This window comes from Prescottella sp. D32, assembly GCF_037287305.1.
Lineage (GTDB): Bacteria > Actinomycetota > Actinomycetes > Mycobacteriales > Mycobacteriaceae > Prescottella > Prescottella equi.
Genome location: NZ_JARBSW010000003.1, coordinates 373448 through 393046, shown reverse-complemented (window position 1 = coordinate 393046; position 19599 = coordinate 373448). Strand labels below are relative to the sequence as shown.

The 19599-nt window shown below is 70.0% G+C and carries 19 protein-coding genes; 7 read left to right on the top strand and 12 right to left on the bottom strand.

The annotated features are described in order from the left end of the window. Positions 1-24 precede the first annotated feature (24 nt). Both PSS76_RS16480 and glnA read right to left on the bottom strand, forming a co-directional pair. On the bottom strand, positions 25-1062 hold the full coding sequence (locus PSS76_RS16480) for a beta-ketoacyl-ACP synthase III (RefSeq protein ID WP_022596593.1): 1038 nt from the start codon (positions 1060-1062) through the stop codon (positions 25-27). 180 nt (positions 1063-1242) lie between these two features. Next, the gene (gene glnA / locus PSS76_RS16475) at positions 1243-2679 is read right to left on the bottom strand and encodes a type I glutamate--ammonia ligase (RefSeq protein WP_005512438.1); all 1437 of its coding nucleotides are present in this window, start codon (positions 2677-2679) and stop codon (positions 1243-1245) included. A gap of 251 nt (positions 2680-2930) precedes the next feature. Here glnA and PSS76_RS16470 point away from each other — a divergent pair, with 251 nt between their 5' ends. Further along, positions 2931-3404: an RDD family protein gene (locus PSS76_RS16470; RefSeq protein ID WP_005512439.1), complete on the top strand. Its 474-nt coding sequence runs from the start codon at positions 2931-2933 to the stop codon at positions 3402-3404. 95 nt (positions 3405-3499) lie between these two features. Here the strand turns inward: PSS76_RS16470 and PSS76_RS16465 are convergent, their stop codons facing one another. The 5 genes from PSS76_RS16465 to sucB all read right to left on the bottom strand — a co-directional run bounded on the left by PSS76_RS16465 (position 3500) and on the right by sucB (position 8971). Continuing rightward, the gene (locus PSS76_RS16465) at positions 3500-4255 is read right to left on the bottom strand and encodes a DUF4191 domain-containing protein (protein WP_064058996.1); all 756 of its coding nucleotides are present in this window, start codon (positions 4253-4255) and stop codon (positions 3500-3502) included. 60 nt (positions 4256-4315) lie between these two features. Continuing rightward, positions 4316-5332 (bottom strand): lipoyl synthase, encoded by a 1017-nt coding sequence (gene lipA, locus PSS76_RS16460; RefSeq protein ID WP_337456365.1) that lies wholly within the window; start codon positions 5330-5332, stop codon positions 4316-4318. 52 nt (positions 5333-5384) lie between these two features. Beyond that, on the bottom strand, positions 5385-6158 hold the full coding sequence (lipB, locus tag PSS76_RS16455) for a lipoyl(octanoyl) transferase LipB (protein ID WP_337456364.1): 774 nt from the start codon (positions 6156-6158) through the stop codon (positions 5385-5387). An 11-nt stretch (positions 6159-6169) separates the two neighbouring features. After that, positions 6170-7063, bottom strand: coding sequence for a TIGR01777 family oxidoreductase (locus tag PSS76_RS16450; RefSeq protein ID WP_337456363.1), 894 nt, complete (start codon positions 7061-7063; stop codon positions 6170-6172). Between the two features lie 108 nt (positions 7064-7171). Then, complete coding sequence (sucB, locus tag PSS76_RS16445; protein ID WP_337456362.1) at positions 7172-8971, bottom strand: 2-oxoglutarate dehydrogenase, E2 component, dihydrolipoamide succinyltransferase; 1800 nt, start codon at positions 8969-8971, stop codon at positions 7172-7174. 305 nt (positions 8972-9276) lie between these two features. On the opposite strand from sucB, the gene PSS76_RS16440 reads away from it, so the two are divergent. Next, positions 9277-9618, top strand: a complete 342-nt coding sequence (locus tag PSS76_RS16440) for a hypothetical protein (RefSeq protein WP_005512454.1) — start codon at positions 9277-9279, stop codon at positions 9616-9618. A gap of 68 nt (positions 9619-9686) precedes the next feature. Here PSS76_RS16440 and PSS76_RS16435 read toward each other — a convergent pair whose 3' ends face one another. Then, a complete protein-coding gene (locus tag PSS76_RS16435; protein WP_041674301.1) occupies positions 9687-11213 on the bottom strand; it encodes a leucyl aminopeptidase in 1527 nt (508 codons plus the stop codon). A gap of 101 nt (positions 11214-11314) precedes the next feature. Here PSS76_RS16435 and gcvT point away from each other — a divergent pair, with 101 nt between their 5' ends. After that, complete coding sequence (gene gcvT, locus PSS76_RS16430) at positions 11315-12430, top strand: glycine cleavage system aminomethyltransferase GcvT (RefSeq protein WP_337456361.1); 1116 nt, start codon at positions 11315-11317, stop codon at positions 12428-12430. A gap of 53 nt (positions 12431-12483) precedes the next feature. Continuing rightward, positions 12484-13587, top strand: coding sequence for a branched-chain amino acid aminotransferase (locus PSS76_RS16425; protein WP_005512459.1), 1104 nt, complete (start codon positions 12484-12486; stop codon positions 13585-13587). A gap of 63 nt (positions 13588-13650) precedes the next feature. On the opposite strand, the gene PSS76_RS16420 is transcribed toward PSS76_RS16425, so the two are convergent. The 4 genes from PSS76_RS16420 to PSS76_RS16405 all read right to left on the bottom strand — a co-directional run bounded on the left by PSS76_RS16420 (position 13651) and on the right by PSS76_RS16405 (position 16867). Then, positions 13651-14412, bottom strand: a complete 762-nt coding sequence (locus PSS76_RS16420) for an adenosylcobinamide-GDP ribazoletransferase (RefSeq protein WP_337456360.1) — start codon at positions 14410-14412, stop codon at positions 13651-13653. 2 nt (positions 14413-14414) lie between these two features. After that, positions 14415-15524 carry a nicotinate-nucleotide--dimethylbenzimidazole phosphoribosyltransferase gene (cobT, locus tag PSS76_RS16415; RefSeq protein ID WP_041674300.1) on the bottom strand — a complete coding sequence of 370 codons (1110 nt, stop codon included), beginning with the start codon at positions 15522-15524 and terminating at the stop codon, positions 14415-14417. Position 15525: 1 nt separating this feature from the next. Beyond that, positions 15526-16116: a bifunctional adenosylcobinamide kinase/adenosylcobinamide-phosphate guanylyltransferase gene (locus tag PSS76_RS16410; RefSeq protein WP_337456359.1), complete on the bottom strand. Its 591-nt coding sequence runs from the start codon at positions 16114-16116 to the stop codon at positions 15526-15528. Positions 16117-16186: 70 nt separating this feature from the next. Further along, the gene (locus PSS76_RS16405) at positions 16187-16867 is read right to left on the bottom strand and encodes a DUF3043 domain-containing protein (protein ID WP_081120456.1); all 681 of its coding nucleotides are present in this window, start codon (positions 16865-16867) and stop codon (positions 16187-16189) included. 108 nt (positions 16868-16975) lie between these two features. Here PSS76_RS16405 and PSS76_RS16400 point away from each other — a divergent pair, with 108 nt between their 5' ends. The 3 genes from PSS76_RS16400 (at position 16976) to PSS76_RS16390 (ending at position 19577) form a co-directional block, all read left to right on the top strand. Continuing rightward, complete coding sequence (locus PSS76_RS16400) at positions 16976-18064, top strand: glycerate kinase family protein (RefSeq protein ID WP_337456358.1); 1089 nt, start codon at positions 16976-16978, stop codon at positions 18062-18064. 59 nt (positions 18065-18123) lie between these two features. Continuing rightward, entirely contained in the window at positions 18124-18474 is a 351-nt protein-coding gene (locus PSS76_RS16395) for a HesB/IscA family protein (protein WP_005512470.1), read from the top strand. Positions 18475-18602: 128 nt separating this feature from the next. Continuing rightward, positions 18603-19577: a carbohydrate kinase family protein gene (locus PSS76_RS16390; RefSeq protein WP_084955203.1), complete on the top strand. Its 975-nt coding sequence runs from the start codon at positions 18603-18605 to the stop codon at positions 19575-19577. The last annotated feature ends 22 nt before the right edge of the window (positions 19578-19599 follow it).

Below are 19599 nucleotides of genomic sequence, written 5' to 3'. Positions count from 1 at the left end.
GGGCTCGTTTCTTGCCTGTCCTGCCTACGAAATCGCGGGGAGCTGGACCACCTGCCCGGCATAGGCCAGGCCGGCGCCGAAGCCGAGCAGCAGCGCGGTGTCACCGGGGCGGGCCTCGCCGGAGCGGAGGAGCTGTTCCATCGCCATGGGGATCGATGCAGCGCTGGTGTTGCCGCTCTCGGCGATGTCCCGCGCCACCGCGACGGAATCGGGGAGCCCCAGAGTGCGGATCAGCGCGTCGGTGATGCGACTGTTGGCCTGGTGCGGCACGAACGCGTCCAGGTCGTCCGCGGTGACCCCGGCCTTCTCCAGCGCGTCGCGGCACGCCTTCTCCAGAAAAGTGATGGCCCAACGGAAGACGGCCTGGCCGTCCATCCGGATGTACGGCCGCTCCGTACTGCCACCCGCGGCTTCGGCGGCCGCGACCTCGGCGAAATACTGCATGAAGTCCTTGTCCTGCTTGATCGCCTTGGTCTGGCTCCCGTCCGAACCCCACGCGACCGGACCGATCCCCTCGGAATCGGAGGGACCGACGACGACCGCACCGGCGCCGTCGGCGAAGATGAACGCGCACGTCCGGTCGGTGGGATCGAGTAGGTCGGACAGCCGCTCCACGCCGATCACCAGAACGTGCCGGGCCTGCCCTGCGCGGACGAGGCTCGCCGCGTTGCCGAGCGCGTAGCAGAAGCCGGCACAACCTGCGGAGACGTCGAAGGCGGCGGTGTCCTGCATGCCGAGTTCCGTCGCCACGACCGCTCCGGCCGACGGGCCGAGCACCATCTGTGACGAGGTGGCCAGCACGACGGCGTCGATCTGCTCGGCGACCAGTCCCGCCGCGGCGAGCGCGTCGCGGGCGGCGGCGACGCTCATCGAGACGATGGTCTCGTCGGGCTCGGCCCAGCCGCGAGCCGTGATGCCGGAACGAGTCCGGATCCACTCGTCGGACGAGTCGATGCGGTCGACGATCTCGGAATTCGGGACCACACGTCGGGGCCGGTACACGCCGAGGCCCAGGAGGGCCGCGTGCGCGGCAGGAGTTGCGGTGGCAATGGGGGCAGGCACGGCATCCTCTCCATGTGGACCGATCGGACCACATGATTCCGATCTAACATCACTCGGATCGACGTCGCCCGGTTCTGGGCCGACATGAACGAATCGACCCGCTCCGCGATCGTTTCGGTGATCGGGGAGCGGGTCGATTCGACGAACTACCGACGCGACGGCGTCAGCGGTTCATACGACTCAGCAGTCGTAGTACAGCGAGAACTCGTACGGGTGCGGACGCAGGTTGACCGGGGCGATCTCCTGCTCGCGCTTGATCGCGATCCAGGTCTCGATCAGGTCGGTGGTGAACACGCCGCCCTCGGTGAGGTAGTCGTGATCCTGCTCGAGGCGGTCGATGACGGCCGACAGGCTGGTGGGCGCCTGCGGGATGTTGCGGGCCTCCTCCGGCGGGAGCTCGTAGAGGTCCTTGTCGACCGGAGCCATCGGCTCGATCTTGTTCTTGATGCCGTCCAGGCCGGCCATCATCTGCGCGGCGAAGTTCAGGTACGGGTTGCCCGAGGAGTCCGGGGCGCGGAACTCGATGCGCTTGGCCTTCGGGTTGTTGCCCGTGATCGGGATGCGGACCGCGGCGGAGCGGTTGCGCTGGCTGTAGACCAGGTTGATGGGGGCCTCGTAACCCGGCACCAGACGGTGGTACGAGTTGATCGTCGGGTTGGTGAACGCCAGCAGCGACGGCGCGTGGTGCAGGATGCCGCCGATGTACCAACGAGCGATGTCCGACAGGCCCGCGTAGCCGGCCTCGTCGTGGAACAGCGGCTTGCCGTCCTTCCACAGCGACTGGTGCACGTGCATGCCCGAGCCGTTGTCACCGAACAGCGGCTTCGGCATGAAGGTGGCCGACTTGCCGTACTGCCAGCAGGTGTTCTTCACGATGTACTTGAACAGCTGCAGGTCGTCGGCAGCGGCAAGCAGGGTGTTGAACTTGTAGTTGATCTCCTGCTGACCACCGGTGCCCACCTCGTGGTGGCCGCGCTCGAGCTCGAAGCCCGCGTTCGTCAGGTTCGTGGAGATCGCGTCACGCAGGTCGACGTAGTGGTCGTACGGTGCGACGGGGAAGTAGCCGCCCTTGGGGCGAACCTTGTAGCCGAGGTTGGGGGAGCCGTCGGCGTTGACGTCGTTGCCGGTGTTCCAGGCGCCGGAGACCGAATCCAGCTCGTAGAACGCGCCGTTCATCTGCGAGTCGTAGCGGACCGAGTCGAAGATATAGAACTCGGCCTCGGCACCGAAGAACGCGGTGTCGGCGATGCCGGTCGACTTCAGGTACTCCTCCGCCTTGCGGGCGACGTTACGGGGATCGCGGCTGTAGGCCTCACGGGTGAACGGATCGTGGACGAAGAAGTCCATGTTCAGGGTGCGGGCCTTGCGGAACGGATCGATCCGCGCGGTCGCGACGTCGGGGAGGAGCATCATGTCGGACTCGTGGATCGACTGGAAGCCGCGGACCGAAGAGCCGTCGAACGCGAGGCCGTCCTCGAACACGTCCTGGTTGAACGCGGAGGCCGGGATGGAGAAGTGCTGCTGGACGCCCGGCAGGTCGCTGAATCGGATGTCGACGTACTCGATGTCCTGTTCGGCGATGTATTTGATGACCTCATCGGCCGTGGTGAACGCCACGTTGGTGCTCCTTAAGTCGGTTACCTGCCGGTCGGGTTGCGGCGGCTTCGTCGAGGCAAGACGGTAGAGAGCCGGTGTTGCCCGCTAATCAAGCCTATGTTTCGCCAGTGTTACACGTCGGGATTCGGCCCGTGGACCGGGTGTGAATGTGACCATTCCCACCGGTCGGCCCACTTCCGTCAGTGTGACGGAGGGCACCCCGGGTGCCACGGCCGGTCGGAACCCGCACGTCGACGCCTATCCTGGACGCTATGGCACGAATGATGGGTTCCTGGCTCTCCGGACCGTCCGCGGCGCTGCCGAAGGACCAGACCGAGGCGCAGGCGTACCGAGGCGAACTTCTCGGGCTTCCGGCCGACGGCCCCGGGTCGCTCGCGACCACCGGTCGCCGCATCGGGGCCCTCGTCATCGACTGGTTCATGTCGGCCGGCGTGGTCATGCTGTTCATGCAGCAGGCGCCGTGGGACTCCTACGTCTCGACGTACACGCTGGGATTGTGGTTCGTCGTCGGCCTCGTCTGCGTCACCCTGTTCTCGTTCACTCCGGGGCAGTACGCGATGGGACTGCAGGTGGCCCGCGTCGACGGCCCCGTGCCCGTCGGATTCCTGCGCGCCCTGGCCCGTCAGGCCCTGATCGTCTTCATCGCGCCGGCCGTCATCACCGACGTCGACGGCCGCGGCATGCACGACCGTGCCACCGGCACCGCGTTGGTGCGCACTCGCTGATTCGTCACTGTCCAGGTAGCCCGTAGACGCCGAATGTCACATCGGTTCAGTCCGACTGAACCGATGTGACATTCGGCGTTCGTGCGTGGGAAGGGTCAGCGACGACGGATGGTGCGCTGCATGCCCTTCATCCGTGCGCCGGGCGGCAGCGGACCCTTGGGCATGGCCGCACCACTGCGGCCGCCGAGCGCGGCCAGACGCGACTCGATGGAGTCCATGCGCTTGGTGTCGATGTTGCGCGGCAGCTTGTTGAGGTACTTGACCAGCTGCGACAGCGGAACCTGGCCCTCGTCGTTGCCGACGACGATGTCGTAGATCGGGGTGTCGCCGACGAGGCGGGCCGTCTTCTTCTTCTCCTGCGCGAGCAGGCCCTTGACCCGCTGCGGCGAACCCTCGGCGACCAAGATGACGCCGGGACGGCCGATCACCCGGTGCACCGCGTCGAGCTGAGCGGTGCCGGTGACGGCGTTCTTCACCCGCCACGCGCCCTGCATGTTCTCGAGTGCCCACGCGGCCGCACCGGCCTGGCCCTCGGCCTTGCCGTACACCGTCTTCTGGACCCGCTTGCCGAAGATGATGAAGGCCAGCAGGACGCCCACCAGCACGCCGATCGGCAGCAGGAACCACTCGATGCCGAAGATCAGCCCGACGAGGAAGAACACGAGCGCACTCGCGACGAGTGCGCCGATCATCATCGGCAGCAGCAGCTTGTCTTCCTTGCGCTGCATCTGGAACGCCTGCCAGAGCTGAGTCCGGCGTTCCTTGGACGCCTGCTTGCGGGCCGCCTTCGCCGCAGCCTTCGCTTCCTTGCTTGGTTTGCCCGCTTTACCGGACTTACTGCCGTTCGCCATACCTCACAGGATACGACCCTCACCGCGCCCTATCGCGCGCGCGGTGAGGGGGAGAACACGTCAGGCGCGGGCGGCGAGCCTCTCGAGCACCGAGCTCGCCTCCTGGGAAGCGATGCCCTCCTCGGCGAGGTGGGCCTGGCCCTCGGGGAGGGCGCGGCCGTGGCGGGCCATCGCCTGCGCGTACAGGCGGCCGGCCCGGTACGACGAACGCACCAGCGGACCGGCCATCACACCGGCGAATCCGATCTCCTCGGCGGCCCGCGAGTGCTCGACGAACTCCTCGGGCTTGACCCACCGTTCGACCGGATGGTGCCGCGGCGAGGGGCGCAGGTACTGCGTGATCGTGATGATGTCGCAGCCCGCCTCGTGCAGGTCGACCATCGCCTGCTGGACCTCCTCGGGGGTCTCGCCCATACCGAGGATGAGGTTCGACTTGGTCACCAGGCCGAATTCACGGGCCGCCGTGATCACGCCGAGTGAGCGCTCGTAGCGGAACGCCGGGCGGATCCGCTTGAAGATGCGTGGCACGGTCTCCAGGTTGTGCGCGAGCACCTCGGGACGGGACTCGAACACCTCGGCCAGCAGATCGGGCTTGCCGTTGAAGTCGGGGATCAGGTTCTCGACACCGGTGCCCGGATTCATCGCGTGGATCTGACGCACGGTCTCCGCGTACAGCCAGGCGCCGCCGTCGGGCAGGTCGTCGCGGGCCACACCGGTGATGGTCGAGTAGCGCAGACCCATCGCCTTGACGCTCTCGGCGACCCGGCGCGGCTCGTCACGATCGAGCGCGGCCGGCTTGCCGGTGTCGATCTGGCAGAAATCGCAACGGCGCGTGCACTGCTCGCCGCCGATGAGGAACGTCGCCTCCCGGTCCTCCCAGCACTCGTAGATGTTGGGGCAGCCGGCTTCCTCGCAGACCGTGTGCAGGCCTTCGTTCTTCACCAGGCCCTTGAGCTCGGTGTACTCCGGGCCCATCTTCGCGCGGGTCCGAATCCAGTTGGGCTTGCGTTCGATCGGAGTTTCCGCATTTCGGGTCTCGATGCGGAGCAGCTTCCGTCCTTCTGGGGCGACAGTCACGCCGTCGATCGTACGCCTGACCGAACCGTCGCTCCGGGCTGGGCGGCAGGCCTCAACCGAACCGCACGGTCGTGAACTCGGGGGCCGCCGCAGCCGTGTCGAAGGTCACTCGTTCGATGTCGTGGGCGGTCACCGGCAAGCCGCCGTCGAGCGCCGCCTGTACTGCCGCGATCACGGCGGGCGCGACGTCGTCGACGGTCACGTCGCGCCCGAGCTCCCGCGACAGGGTCGTCACCCCGGCGTCGGTGATGCCGCAGGGGACGATGTTGTCGAACCCGTCGAGTTCGGCGTTGCAGTTGAGGGCGAAACCGTGCATCGTGACGCCGCGCTGCACCCGCACCCCGATCGCGGCCACCTTTCGCTCGGGCAGCAAGTTGCCGTCGACCAGCGCCGCGGGCAGCCACACCCCGGATCGGCCCTCGACCCGTCCGCACGTCAGGCCCAGGTCGGTGCACACCGCGATGAGCGCCTCCTCGATCCGGCGGACGTACCCGACGACGTCGACCGGCTCGGCGAGTTTGACGATCGGATAGCCGACCAGCTGACCCGGACCGTGCCACGTGATCTTGCCGCCGCGGTCGACGTCGATGACGGGTGTGCCGTCGGCGGGACGGTCCTCCGGCGCGGTGCGCCTACCCGCGGTGTACACGGCGGGATGCTCGAGCAGCAGCAGCGTGTCGGCACCCTCGTCGTCCGCCCGCGCGGTGGCGATCACGCGCTGGCGATCCCACGCCTCCATGTAGTCGATGCGCCCGAGCTGCTCGACGACCATCGGCTGGGAACTGGAGCGGGCCGTGCTCGTGGCCGCCGCGAAGACACTGCTCATGATCGAAGACGTTACGCCTGACCGAATGCGTATCCGAGAGCGTCCTCGATCGTGCGGTGCCGGAAGTCGAAACCGGCGTCCGTCAGCACTTTCGGGACCGCCCGCTGTCCGGTCAGGACGGCCTCCCGCGCGAACTCGCCGACCAGCGCGGACACCGCGAAGCCCGGCACGATCCACGGGGTCGGCCGGTGCAGCGCGTGACCCATCGCCGACGTGAAGGCCGTGTTGGTGACCGGTTCGGGCGCGCACAGGTCCACGGGCCCGCGAACGTCGTCGTGGGTGAGTGCGAACTCGATCGCGGCCACCTCGTCGGCGAGGGAGATCCACGACAGGTACTGCCGGCCGCTGCCCAGGCGTCCACCGAGGCCCAGCGAGAACAGTGGACGCAACTTGCCGAGCATGCCCCCGGTGGGGGAGAGCACCGTCGCGGTCCGCAGGTTCACGACGCGGACACCGGCCGCACTCGCCCGCGCAGTGGCCGCCTCCCAGTCCCGGCACAGATCTGCGAGGAACCCGCCGCCGGCCGGTGAACGCTCGTCGACGATCCGGTCACCGGTGTCGCCGTAGTAGCCGATCGCGCTGCCGTTCAGGAGCACCGGAACGCCGGCCTCGGCGACCGCGTGGGCGAGCACGTCCGTCGTGGTGAGCCGACTGTCGCGCAGTTCCTGCTTGTAGGCCCCCGACCAGCGCTTGTCGCCGATCCCGGCGCCGCACAGGTTGACGACCGCGTCGATGCCGCGCAGCACCTCGTCGTCGAGCTGCCCACGTCCGGGATCCCACTGGGACTCGTCGGGACTCGACGGCCGTCTGCGCACCAGTCGGGTCACCTCATGGCCGTCCGCGTGCAGCGATGTGACGAGCGCGTTCCCGATCAGGCCCGACGACCCGGCGACGACGATCCGCATGTGTTCTCCTCCTTCGACGGCTCCTGCCGATACGCCGAGGGGCACCACTTCGTGTGGAAGTGGTGCCCCTCGGCGGTCATTCGTGTGGCGTTCGCGATCCGCGGGACCTCACAGGCCCAGATCGGCCTCGAACGACGCCTCCTCGAGGCGCTGCTTGATGGTGGTCAGGAAACGACCCGCATCCGCGCCGTCGACCAGGCGGTGGTCGTAGGTGAGCGGCAAGTAGCACATCGAGCGGACGCCGATGGACTCGTTGCCGTTCTCGTCCTGGACCACGACCGGGCGCTTGACGATCGCGCCGGTGCCCAGCATCGCAGCCTGCGGCGGCACCAGGATCGGGGTGTCGAACAGGGCGCCCTGGCTACCGATGTTGGTGATCGTGAACGTGCCACCGGACAACTCGTCCGGCTTGAGGCCACCGGTGCGGGCACGCTTGGCGATGTCGGCGATCGCGCGGGCCAGGCCGGCCAGCGACAGGTCGCCCGCGTTGTGGATGACCGGCGAGAGCAGGCCCTGCTCGGTGTCGACCGCGATGCCCAGGTGCTCGGCAGCGTGGTACGTGATCTCCTTGGCGTCCTCGTTGTAGCTCGCGTTCACGTTCGGGTGAACCTTGAGGGCCTCGACGACGGCCTTCGCGAAGAACGGCAGGAACGTCAGGTTGACGCCCTCGCGCTCGGCGAAGTCGGCCTTCGCCTGCGCACGCAGCGCCGCGATCCGGGTGACGTCGACCTCGAAGGTCTGGGTCAGCTGAGCGGTGCTCTGCAGCGATTCGCGGGTCTTGACGGCCGTGATCTGACGGATCCGGTTGACCTTCTGCGTGGTGCCACGCAGGTGCGCGAGTTCCGGACGCACACCCGCGGTCGCGGCGGGGGCCGGAGCGGCGGCAGCGGGGGCGGCTGCAGCGGGGGCGGCTGCAGCCGGAGCGGCGGCGGGAGCCTTGGCGGCGTCGGCGGCCGCGAGGACGTCCTGCTTGCGGATGCGTCCACCGACGCCGGTACCCGAGACCTTCGACAGGTCGACGTTGTTGTCGGCGGCGAGCTTGCGCACGAGCGGGGTGACGTACGGCGCGTTGTCGGTCGACTGGGTCGGTGCGGCGGCCGGTGCGGGAGCAGCAGCGGGGGCGGCCGGTGCGGCAGCCGGAGCCGGAGCAGCAGCGGCGGGAGCCGGGGTCGGCTCGGGTGCCGGTGCCGGGGTGGGCTCGGGTGCGGGAGCCTGGGTGGGCTCGGGTGCGGGAGCCTGGGTGGGCTCGGGTGCGGGAGCCGGAGCGGCCGGGGCAGCGGCCGCCGGAGCTCCGGAGCCGATGACGGCGAGCTGGCCGCCCACGTCGACGACGTCGTCCTCCTGCGCGCTGATCTCGAGCAGCACACCGGCGACGGGCGACGGGATCTCGGTGTCGACCTTGTCCGTCGAGACCTCGAGGAGGGGCTCGTCGACGGCAACCTCGTCACCGACGGCCTTGAGCCAGCGGGTGACGGTGCCCTCGGTGACCGACTCGCCCAGCTCCGGCATCGTGACCGGGGTGCCGGACGAGGAACCGTCGGAAGGAGCAGCGGCGGGCTCGGCGGCCGGAGCCGGTGCAGACTCGGCGGCGGGAGCCGGAGTCTCCTCGGCGGGGGCCGGGGTCTCCTCGGCGGCGGGAGCGGGAGTGGCCTCGGCGGCAGGCGCCTCGCCGGCCTCACCGATCACGGCCAGCTCGCCACCGATGTCGACGACGTCGTCCTCCTGCGCGACGATCTTCGTCAGGACGCCGGCAGCGGGCGACGGGATCTCGGTGTCGACCTTGTCGGTGGAGACTTCGAGCAACGGCTCGTCTACTTCGACCGTGTCCCCTTCCTGCTTGAGCCACCGCGTGACAGTTCCCTCGGTGACGGATTCACCCAGGGCTGGCATCTGGACGGAGAAGGCCATTTCTTTTGACTCCTCGACGGTTGTGTTCGGGTTTGTTGAGTTTTGTCGACTTGTGGTCGAAAACCATTGTGCTCGAGAAGCACGGTTCCGGCGGCGTTGTACGACGTTTCCGAGGCGCCTCACTCCGGCGGTGTGCTGCGCTTCGGACCCGTCGTGCGGCGCCTCCGCCCATCCTTTCATTGATGCCCTGGGCGCGTCGTGCGAGGGGCGTGTCACGTGAATTTCCTCGTCGCTGCTGTCACGGGCTGGCAAAATCGGACAGATCGCTGCGGAGTCGTCCGCGAAGCGCCGGGAGGAGAGTTCACGTGGGGTTGTTCGACCGATTCACGCGCCGGGGTGGGGCGCGTCCGAGGGCGGGGGTCGAGTCCGACGCGCGTCACCTGGCGGACTGGGCGGCTTCGCACCGCGGCGTCGAGGCCTACATCGAACCCGAGACCACGGTGACCGAGTTGACCGTCGTGCTCGTCGCGTACGACGGCGAATGGACGCGGCGCAAGGTCGGCGGCGAGCGGGGTGCCCGCAAACTCGGCCAGGACTTGAAGATCCCCGTCTACGACGTGCGCAAGACCGGATACCCGCAGCGCATGCGCGACTACGACAACCGGCGCCGGATCGAACGCAAGCGGGAACGGCAGCGCGAACTGTAGGCGGCTGCGCCACCCGTGCGCCTTTTCGGTAGTCGCGGCTACCAGAAGGGCGCACGGGCGCGGAGTGCCTAGCCGTTGGCGGCGATGTCCTCGATCACCGAGATCATCGTCCGAACCGGGACACCGGTGCCGCCCTTGCCGGTGTAGCCGAACGGGCCGCCGGTGTTGAACGCCGGTCCGGCGACGTCGATGTGCGCCCACTGCACGTCGTCGGCGACGAACTCCTTCAGGAAGATGGCGGCGGCGAGCATGCCGCCCCACCGGTGTGGGGTGACGTTCGCGAGGTCGGCGACCCGCGAGTTCAGGTCGGCGCGCAGCTCCGACGGCATCGGCATCGGCCACGCGTTCTCGCCGATCTCCTGCGAGATCGTGGCGACGCGGTCGCGGAAGTCGTCGGTGCCCATGACGCCCGCGGTGCGGTTGCCCAGGGCCACCATCTGCGCGCCGGTCAGCGTCGCGGTGTCGATCAGGTAGTCGGGCTCGTCCTCGCAGGCGCGGGCGATCGCGTCGGCCAGGATCAGGCGGCCCTCGGCGTCGGTGTTGATCACCTCGACGGTGGTGCCGCCGTACTGGGTGAGCACGTCGCCGGGACGTTGCGCCGTCGCCGACGGCATGTTCTCCGCCATCGGCACCCACGCCGTGACGTCGACGGGCAGGCGCAGCTTGGCGGCCAGCACGACCGTGGCGACGACGGCGGCCGCACCGCCCATGTCGGAGGTCATGTTCTCCATGCCGGCAGCCGGCTTGATGGAGATGCCGCCGGTGTCGAACGTGACGCCCTTGCCGACCAGTGCGACCTTCTTGACTCCGCGGCGCTTGCCGGACGAGTACGTCATCTGCACCAGGCGCGGCGGGCGGGACGAGCCCTGACCGACACCGACGATGCCGCCGAAACCGGCCTTCGCGAGTGCCTTCTCGTCGAGGACCTTGACGGTCAGCCCGGCGGCGGAGCCGAGGGCCTTGGCGCGGGCGGCGAACTCGGCCGGGAACAGGTGGCTCGGCGGGGTGTTGACGAGCTCACGCGCAGTGGCGACGGCCTCGGCGACGGCGATCGAGCGGGCCAACGTGTCCTTCGTGGACTTCGCCCGCGGTGCCTCGACGAGCAGTTCGACGCGGGCGAGCGGCTGCGCGCCGGCGCCCGGCGCCGACTTCGCCTTGAACTCGCTGTAGCTGTACGCCCCCAGGTAGAAGCCCTCCGCGGCGGCACCGAGGTCGACGGCCGACAGAGTGGTGGAGGCGGTTGCGACACCGGTCAGTGCACGAGCGGCCACGCCGGCCGACTTGCGGACCTGCTCGCCGTCGATCTTGTCGGCGGCGCCCAGTCCGACGGCCAGCACGCTCGACACCGCCAGTGCGGCCGGGGCGGGGACGCGAGTGAGTTCCTCGGCCTTGCCGGTCGCGCCGACGGCCTGCAGGTCGTCCAGGAGCCCGGCCAACACTTCCTCGTCCACGCCGGCGCCGACGAGCGCCTCCGGTCCGTCGGATCCGGCCGTCAGACCGATCACGAGCACGTCGGCCCGCTTTCCGATCGATCCGACCGGAGCCAGTTCGGGGCCCAGGGGGCGAATGGGGGACGAGGTTGCGGGCACGGGCATCTCCTGCGGTGGGGAAGAAAAATGGGGGCTTGCCGAAATCCGATGTTAGTGCCCGGAATGCGGTACGGAGGTGCAGGCGGCGTCGGCTAGCGTTGTCGCCCATGAGCGACGAGCAGCTGCTGCAGGGACCCATCCACTCCGTTCACGTCGACCTCGGCGCCACCTTCGCCCCGTTCGGCGGCTGGGAGATGCCCGTCTCGTACGCCGGCACCGTCGCCGAGCACACCGCGGTCCGCGAGGCGGTCGGCCTGTTCGACGTCAGCCACCTGGGCAAGGCGCTCGTCGCGGGCGCCGGCGCCGCCGACTTCGTCAACGCGACACTCACCGCCGACCTCGGCAAGATCGGCCCCGGCCAGGCCCAGTACACGTTGTGCTGCACGGAGACCGGCGGCGTCGTCGACGACCTGATCGCCTACTACGTCGCCGACGACGAGGTGTTCCTCGTCCCGAACGCGGCCAACACCGCCGACGTCGTCGCGCGACTGCAGGCGGGCGCGCCCGAGGGAATCGAGATCACCGACCAGCACCGCGACTACGCGGTGTTCGCGGTGCAGGGACCCAAGGCGGGCGACGTCCTCGCGGCGCTGGACCTGCGCGGTGACATCGCGATCGCCGACATCGACTACATGGGTTTCGCGGACATGGACTGGCACGGCGTCCCGGTCCGGGTGTGCCGGAGCGGCTACACCGGTGAGCGCGGCTTCGAGTTGCTGCCGCGCTGGGCCGACGCCGAGGCACTGTTCCGGGCACTGATCGATGCCGTGCGCGCGCAGGGCGGTGAGGTCGCCGGGCTCGGTGCCCGCGACACCCTGCGTACCGAGGCCGGATACCCGCTGCACGGACACGAACTCTCGCTCGACATCTCGCCGTTGCAGGCGCGCTGCGGCTGGGCCATCGGCTGGGCCAAGCCGCAGTTCTGGGGTCGCGACGCGCTGACCGCGGAGAAGGCCGCGGGTCCGGCCCGGCGGATGTGGGGCATCAAGGCGCTCGACCGCGGCGTTCTGCGGCAGGGACAGACCGTGTCGAAGGACGGTGCGTCGATCGGCGAGACCACGTCGGGCACCTTCTCGCCGACGCTCAAGGTGGGGATCGCTCTGGCGTTGCTCGACACTGCCTCCGGGGTGGCGGCGGGCGACGAGATCTCCGTCGACGTGCGCGGGCGTAGCCTCCGATGCGAGGTCGTCACGCCGCCGTTCGTGCCGGTCCACACCAGGTAACGCTCGGCACCAGGGAAAAAGCGGCGAAACTCCGTTAGATAGGATTACGGCTTATGACAGACGGCCTCGAATTCGCGCGCACCCAGCATCCTTCTCCCGCGACCGAAGAGGCGCGGCGCGAGATTCTGGAGGCGCCCGGATTCGGTCGGTTCTTCACCGATCACATGGTCTCGATCATGTACACCGAGGGCCGCGGCTGGCACGACGCCGAGGTGCTGCCCTACGGTCCGATCGAACTCGACCCGGCCGGCATGGTGCTGCACTACGGGCAGGCCATCTTCGAGGGTCTGAAGGCCTACCGTCAGCCGGGCGGCGGCATCTCGTCGTTCCGTCTCACCGCGAACGCGGAGCGTCTGCGTCAGTCGGCCCGCCGTCTGGCGATGCCGGAGCTGCCCGACGACCTGTTCGTCCGTTCGATCGACGCGCTGCTCGACGTCGACGAGGCGTGGGTCCCCGCCGCCGGTGGCGAGGACTCGCTGTACCTGCGGCCCTTCATGTTCTCCACCGAGGCCGGTCTCGGAGTTCGCCCGGCCAAGGAATACCGCTACCTGCTGATCGCGTCCCCGGCCGGCGCGTACTTCCCGCGCGGCGTCAAGCCCGTGAGCGTGTGGCTCTCGCGGGAGTACGTGCGGGCGGCCCCGGGTGGTACCGGCGCCGCGAAGTTCGCCGGCAACTACGCCGCGTCGCTGCTGGCGCAGGCGCAGGCCTCGGACGAGGGCTGCGACCAGGTGGTGTGGCTCGACGCGATCGAGCGCAAGTACGTCGAGGAGATGGGCGGGATGAACCTGTTCTTCGTCTTCGGCTCGGGCCCGGACGCGCGTCTGGTGACGCCGTCGCTGTCCGGCTCGCTGCTGCCGGGCATCACCCGCGACTCGCTGCTCGCGCTGGCCGCCGACGCCGGCTTCGCCGTCGAGGAGCGCAAGATCAGCACCGACGAGTGGCGCGAGAAGGCCGCATCCGGGGAGATCACCGAGGTGTTCGCGTGCGGTACCGCCGCCGTCATCACGCCGGTCGGCCGCGTGAAGTCCGCCGAGGGCGAGTTCACCATCGCCGACGGCGAGCCGGGCAAGATCACGATGGCGCTGCGCGACACCCTCACCGGCATCCAACGCGGCACCTTCGCCGACACCCACGGTTGGATGACCAAGCTGCGCTGAGTCCGCACACCGATTCGTCTCGGGCCCTTCCGCTTCGGCGGGAGGGCCCGAGCGCGTCCGGGCTCAGGAACCGATCAGGAATCCTACGGCCGTCGCGGCGACCGTCAACTCGATCGCAGCCCCGAGCACATCGCCGTTGACGCCCGCGAAGCGGCGGACACAGTGCCGAACCAGCAGTATCGCCCCGGTGAGGGCGACGACGATCACGAGCGGGCCCTGCCACCACCGGTCCGGGACTGCCCACAGCGCCGCGACCGCTGCCGCTGCGCCCCACACCGCGGCCGTCCACGCCGGTTGCGAATCGGCCACCAACGCGCCGAAACCGCTCGGGCTCGACGCGGGAATGCCGCGGCGACAGGCGAAGACGGCCGACACGCGTCCGGTCGCGACGGCGACCGCCACCGCGATCCAGGCGCCGCCCGCGCCCAGCGAACCGTACGCGAGCGCCTGCACGCCGATGGTGACGATCAACGCGGCCACCCCGAACGGTCCGGCGCCCCCGCTGCGCATCACCTCGCGCGCCCGCTCCGGCGGGCCGTAACAGCCCAGGCCGTCGGCGGTGTCGGCGAGACCGTCGACGTGCATCCCGCGGGTCGACACGGCCAGCGCGCCGACCGTGAGCAGTCCCGCCAGTGCCGGGTCGAGTCCGGCCCACACCAGCACCCACAGCACGGCGACGGCGCCCGCACCGAGCAGTGCCCCGACCACCGGCGCCGCGCCGATGGCCGCCCGCCCTTCGGCGCGGCCGATCTCGCGCGGGCCGCGCACCGGTAGCACCGTGAGCCAGGACAGTGCCGTCGACAGCCCGGCGACCGCGGCGCGCACGATCAGTTCGATTCCGCTGCAGCGCCGTCGGGTTCGGGCTCGAGTTCGGTGTTGTTGCTCACCCCGGCGGAATCGAAGGTGGCCATGTGCGCGAGGGTCGCGACCGCGCCCTGCAGGATCGGCAGCGCCGCGACGGCGCCCGAGCCCTCGCCGAGACGCATGTCGAGGCCGAGGATCGGATCGAGACCCAGGTGCCGCAGCGCGATCGAATGTGCCGGTTCGGTGGAGCGGTGACCGGCCACCCACCACTCGCGCGCACCGGGGGCGAGCGCCTCCGCGACCACCGCGGAGGCGGTGACGACGAGGCCGTCGACGATCACCGGCGTCCTGCGCGCCGACGCCTGCGCCAGGAAGCCGGCCATGGCGGCCAGATCGGCGCCGGACACCGTGCGGAGCAGTCCCACCGCGTCGCGGACGTGGGGGCGCGCCCGACGCAGCGCGTCACGGATCGCGGCGGTCTTGCGCATCCACCCGGCGTCATCGACGCCGGTGCCGCGACCGACCGCGGCGACTGGCTCGGTGTCGGTGAGCGCGGCGATGAGGACCGTTGCGGGCGTGGTGTTCCCGATGCCCATCTCGCCGGCGATGAGCAGGTCCGCGCCCGAGTCGATCTCCTCGTCGGCGATCGCGCGTCCGGCCGCGACGGCGCGCAGCGTCTCCTCGTGCGTGAGCGCGTCCTCGCGGTCGATCGACCCCGACGAGCGGCGGATCTTGTACGCCGACACGACCGGATCGGTGTCGGCGTCGACGGACAGGTCGACGACGCGCACCGACGCGCCCGCGACGTCCGCGAGCACGTTCACGGCCGCACCGCCGCCCTGGATGTTCGCGACCATCTGCGCGGTCACCTCGGGCGGGTACGCGGACACCCCGCCGCGGGCGATGCCGTGGTCGCCGGCGAACACCACCACGCGTGGGCGGGCGAAGATATGCGGGGGGCACACGCCCTGGCAGGCCGCGGCCCACACCGACAGTTCCTCGAGGCGGCCGAGGGCGCCGGTCGGCTTCGTCAGCATCGACTGACGGGCCAGTGCCTGCTCCCGCACCCCGGCGTCCGGCGGGGTGAGCGGCTCGTAGAGTGGAGCGGACGGGCTCACGGGTTCGCTTGTCACGCTAAGCCTTTCGTATCGGCGCGGGTCGTTTGAGGATCAGGGGGAGGCCGGCGACCACGAGGATCACGTCGTCGCACACATCGGCCAGGCGGGCGTTGAGGGCGCCGAGCTCGTCGCGAAACAACCGCCCCGAGCGGTGCTCGGGGATCACGCCCATGCCCACCTCGGGACTCACCAGCAGCAGCCGATCTCCGTACGACGCGACAGCGTCGACGAGTCCGTCGGTGCGGCTCGCGATCGTCCAGCGGGGAGCGTCCCAGGCGTCGGCGTCGTCCAGTTCGGCGGTGATCCACGTCCCGAGGTCGTCGACCAACGTCGGGGGGTGCGGGCCGGGGGCGCTCAGCACGGCGACGAGGCTGCCGTCGTGCCCGGTCTCGACCGTCGACCACGCATCGGGGCGGCGTCGGCGATGTTGATCGATGCGGGCGTCCCAGTCCCGGTCGTCCGCGTAGCGGCGTGCCGTGGCCACGTACCGGACGTGCGTGCCGGGGGCGAGGTCGTCGAGCAGGCCCTCCGCATATGCCGACTTGCCGGACCGCGCGCCGCCGAGCACGAGGGTGCGCCGGGCGCGGGACGAATCGGGGGAGGGCACGAGGGTAGACGCTACCAACCGCGTCGGGCCGGTCCCCGCAGTGCGAGGACCGGCCCGAGACGCAGGTGGATCAGACGGCGTCGCCCGGCTTGACCCGGGGTGCCGGTGCGCGCATCTTCCGGATCTGTGACGCGCGGACGAAGGCGTACCAGCCGAGCTTGAAGCCCCCGTCGACGCTGTCCGGGTACCGCTCGCGGACCTTGTTGTTGATCATCCGGCCGAGGAAGTAGCCCTCGCCCGCCATGAACAGCATCATCACGAGCATCGCCAGTGTCACGTAGTTCTGGATGACGGGGCTCAGGAACATCGCCATGATCAGCACGAGGGCCAGCGGCATGAAGAGGCCGACGAGATTACGGCGGCTGTCGACGAGATCGCGCGTGTAGGCGCGGACCGGACCCTTGTCACGCGGGAGTAGATACTTCTCCTCGCCCGCGAGCATCCGGGCGCGGCGATTCGCGGACTCGGCGCGGCGCTCGGCGGCCGCGGCCTTGCGCTCCTCCTTGTTGCCGCGATTGGCCTTGCGGCGGGCGCGGGCTTCCTTGGAGGTGAGCGGAGCGGGCGCCACCGGACCGCGCTTCTTGGCCTCGGCCTCGCGCCGCTTCGGGGTCGGGCGGCCCTTGCCCGGCGTGGATGCGCCGGCGGCATCGGCCGTTCCGGGCGCGTCAGTGGTGGTCTCCGCGGTCGACTCGATGACCTCGACGTCGCGCTTGTCGGAATTGTCGGAGTCGCCTCGGCGTAGCAGCTTCACGTCACCAGGCTATGGGATAACTGCCCTGCAGTCGAAACCGACCACCCGTCGAACCGCCAGGACGCCTTCCGAAATGCCGAGGTCGGATGGCCGCCATACACTGCGCTGATGCGCGTGCTCATCGCCCCCGACTCGTTCGGTGAAACCCTCACTGCGGTACAGGCGGCCGAGGCGATGGCGGCCGGATGGTCGGCCGCACGGCCCTCGGACACCGTCGTACTCGCACCGCAGTCCGACGGCGGCCCCGGGTTCGCCGATGTGATTTCGGCTACTGCCGGGGGGATGCGATCCGCGCGCGTGTCAGGGCCGCTCGGGCAGGCGGTCGAGGCGCGCTGGGTCCTTGCCGACGACGCCGCCTACATCGAATCGGCCCAGGCGGTGGGGCTCGGGCTGCTCGCTGGGCCGCCCACCCGGACGACGTCCCTCGAGGCGCACAGCCGCGGCGTCGGCGAGTTGATCGCGGCGGCGGTCGACGCCGGCGCGCGCCGGATCGTCGTCGGACTCGGCGGGTCCTGCTGTACCGACGGCGGGCGCGGGATGATCGCCGCCCTCGGCGGTCCGGACGAGGCTGCGCGCCGACTCCAGGATGTGGAACTCGTCGCGGCCACCGACGTCGAGCATCCCCTGCTCGGCGAGCACGGGGCCGCCCACGTGTTCGGCCCGCAGAAGGGCGCCGACGCGTCCGCGATCGAGCTCCTCGAGCAGCGCAACGCCGTCTGGGCAGGAGAACTGGCGCGGGCCTGCGGGCGCGACGTCGCCGACCTGCCCGGTGCCGGTGCGGCCGGCGGACTGGGCGCGGCGCTGCTCGCGCTCGGCGCCGTGCGCGAATCGGGGGCTGAGGTGGTGGCCGCGTGCACCGGTCAGGCCGATCAGCTCGCGGATTCCGACGTCGTGCTGACCGGTGAGGGCCGGTTCGACCACCAGTCCCTGCGCGGCAAACTCGTCACCACGCTCGCCGCCGCGGCCCGGCGCGGGGGAGTGCCGACGGTGGTTCTCGCGGGGCAGGTCGCGGTGGATCCGGACACCGCAGCCGAGGCCGGCATCGTCGCGGCGTTCTCGGTGGCGGAGTTCGCGGGCTCGGTCGAGCGAGCCATGACAGAGGCCGCCAGCCGGCTCGAGGCTCTGACGTCGTGCGTCGCCGACCGATGGCGCGGCCCGTCGAGCGCTGTGTGGATCGCCCCGATACATGAGGAATAGCAGCGCGGAGAGTACCGTTGAAGCGATCACGGGTTTGATACGAGCGACAGGGAGAGCCCATGACTGTGCAGAACGAGACGGCCACGCACGGCGTCACGATGACTGAGGCCGCGTCCTCCAAGGCGAAGGCGCTGCTCGATCAGGAGGGACGCGACGACCTCGCGCTGCGCATCGCCGTGCAGCCCGGTGGCTGTGCCGGCCTGCGGTACCAGCTGTTCTTCGACGACCGCAGCCTCGACGGTGACCTCGTCGTCGACTTCGGTGGCGTCAACCTCGCCGTCGATCGCATGAGCGCCCCCTACGTCGAGGGCGCCTCCATCGACTTCGTCGACACCATCGAGAAGCAGGGCTTCACGATCGACAACCCGAACGCCACGGGGTCCTGCGCCTGCGGCGACTCGTTCAACTGAGTCCCGAACAACCTTCTCGACGCACTCTGACGCGGAGTCTGCCTCACCGGCGGGCTCCGCGTCAGACTGCGTTGCGCCCCCGACTGGCGTCCTGACCGACGGCGCCACCCGAGCTGAAAGGCACCCGCGTGACCATTGCGGTAACCGGATCCATCGCCACCGACCATCTGATGCGGTTCCCGGGCCGCTTCGCCGAGCAGCTGCTCGCCGACCAGCTCGCGCACATCTCGCTGAGCTTCCTGGTCGACGACCTGGTGATCCGCCGCGGCGGCGTCGGCGGCAACATCGCATACGCGATGGGTGTGCTGGGTGGCTCGCCGCTGCTCGTCGGTGCGGCGGGCGTCGACTTCGCCGAGTACCGCACCTGGCTCGAATCCAACGGTGTCGACTGCAGCGCGGTTCGCGTGTCCGACAGCGCGTACACCGCCCGCTTCGTGTGCACCACCGACGAGGACATGGCCCAGATCGCGTCGTTCTATCCCGGCGCCATGAGCGAGGCTCGTGAGATCGAGATCGCCGCCGTCGCGAAGGCTGCCGGCGACCTCGACCTGGTGCTCGTCGGCGCCAACGACCCCGCCGCCATGCTGCGCCACACCGACGAGTGCCGACTGCTCGGCATCCCGTTCGCCGCCGACCCGTCCCAGCAGCTCGCGCGCCTGTCGGGCGACGACGCCAAGAAGCTCATCCAGGGCGCCAAGTACCTGTTCACCAACGAGTACGAGTGGGGTCTGCTGCAGCAGAAGACCGGGCTGTCGGAGGAGGAGATCCGCTCCCAGGTCGGACTGCGCGTCACCACGCTCGGCGCCAAGGGCGTCGAGATCGTCGACGCCGACGGCAACTGGGTCCGCGTCGGCGTCGTGCCCGAGCGCGGCAAGGTCGACCCGACCGGCGTCGGCGACGCGTTCCGTGCAGGCTTCCTGCTGGCGCACTCCGCGGGCCTGAGCATCGAGCGGTCCGCGCAGTTGGGCTCGCTCGTCGCCGTCTACGTCCTCGAGACCGTCGGCACGCAGGAATGGACGTTCCAGCGCGACGACGCCCTCAAGCGCCTCACCGAGGCGTACGGCCGCGGCGCCGCCGACGACATCGCGGCGCTGCTCCCGTAAGGCGGCTACGCCGCCCGTGCGC

Bases quoted from the DNA above. Each gene is read 5' to 3' on its own strand.
- PSS76_RS16470 (WP_005512439.1), top strand. From the start codon at position 2,931: ATGGCACGAATGATGGGTTCCTGGCTCTCCGGACCGTCCGCGGCGCTG.
- PSS76_RS16465 (WP_064058996.1), bottom strand. From the start codon at position 4,255: ATGGCGAACGGCAGTAAGTCCGGTAAAGCGGGCAAACCAAGCAAGGAA.
- lipB (WP_337456364.1), bottom strand. From the start codon at position 6,158: ATGAGCAGTGTCTTCGCGGCGGCCACGAGCACGGCCCGCTCCAGTTCC.
- PSS76_RS16450 (WP_337456363.1), bottom strand. From the start codon at position 7,063: ATGCGGATCGTCGTCGCCGGGTCGTCGGGCCTGATCGGGAACGCGCTC.
- sucB (WP_337456362.1), bottom strand. From the start codon at position 8,971: ATGGCCTTCTCCGTCCAGATGCCAGCCCTGGGTGAATCCGTCACCGAG.
- PSS76_RS16435 (WP_041674301.1), bottom strand. From the start codon at position 11,213: ATGCCCGTGCCCGCAACCTCGTCCCCCATTCGCCCCCTGGGCCCCGAA.
- gcvT (WP_337456361.1), top strand. From the start codon at position 11,315: ATGAGCGACGAGCAGCTGCTGCAGGGACCCATCCACTCCGTTCACGTC.
- PSS76_RS16425 (WP_005512459.1), top strand. From the start codon at position 12,484: ATGACAGACGGCCTCGAATTCGCGCGCACCCAGCATCCTTCTCCCGCG.
- PSS76_RS16400 (WP_337456358.1), top strand. From the start codon at position 16,976: ATGCGCGTGCTCATCGCCCCCGACTCGTTCGGTGAAACCCTCACTGCG.
- PSS76_RS16395 (WP_005512470.1), top strand. From the start codon at position 18,124: ATGACTGTGCAGAACGAGACGGCCACGCACGGCGTCACGATGACTGAG.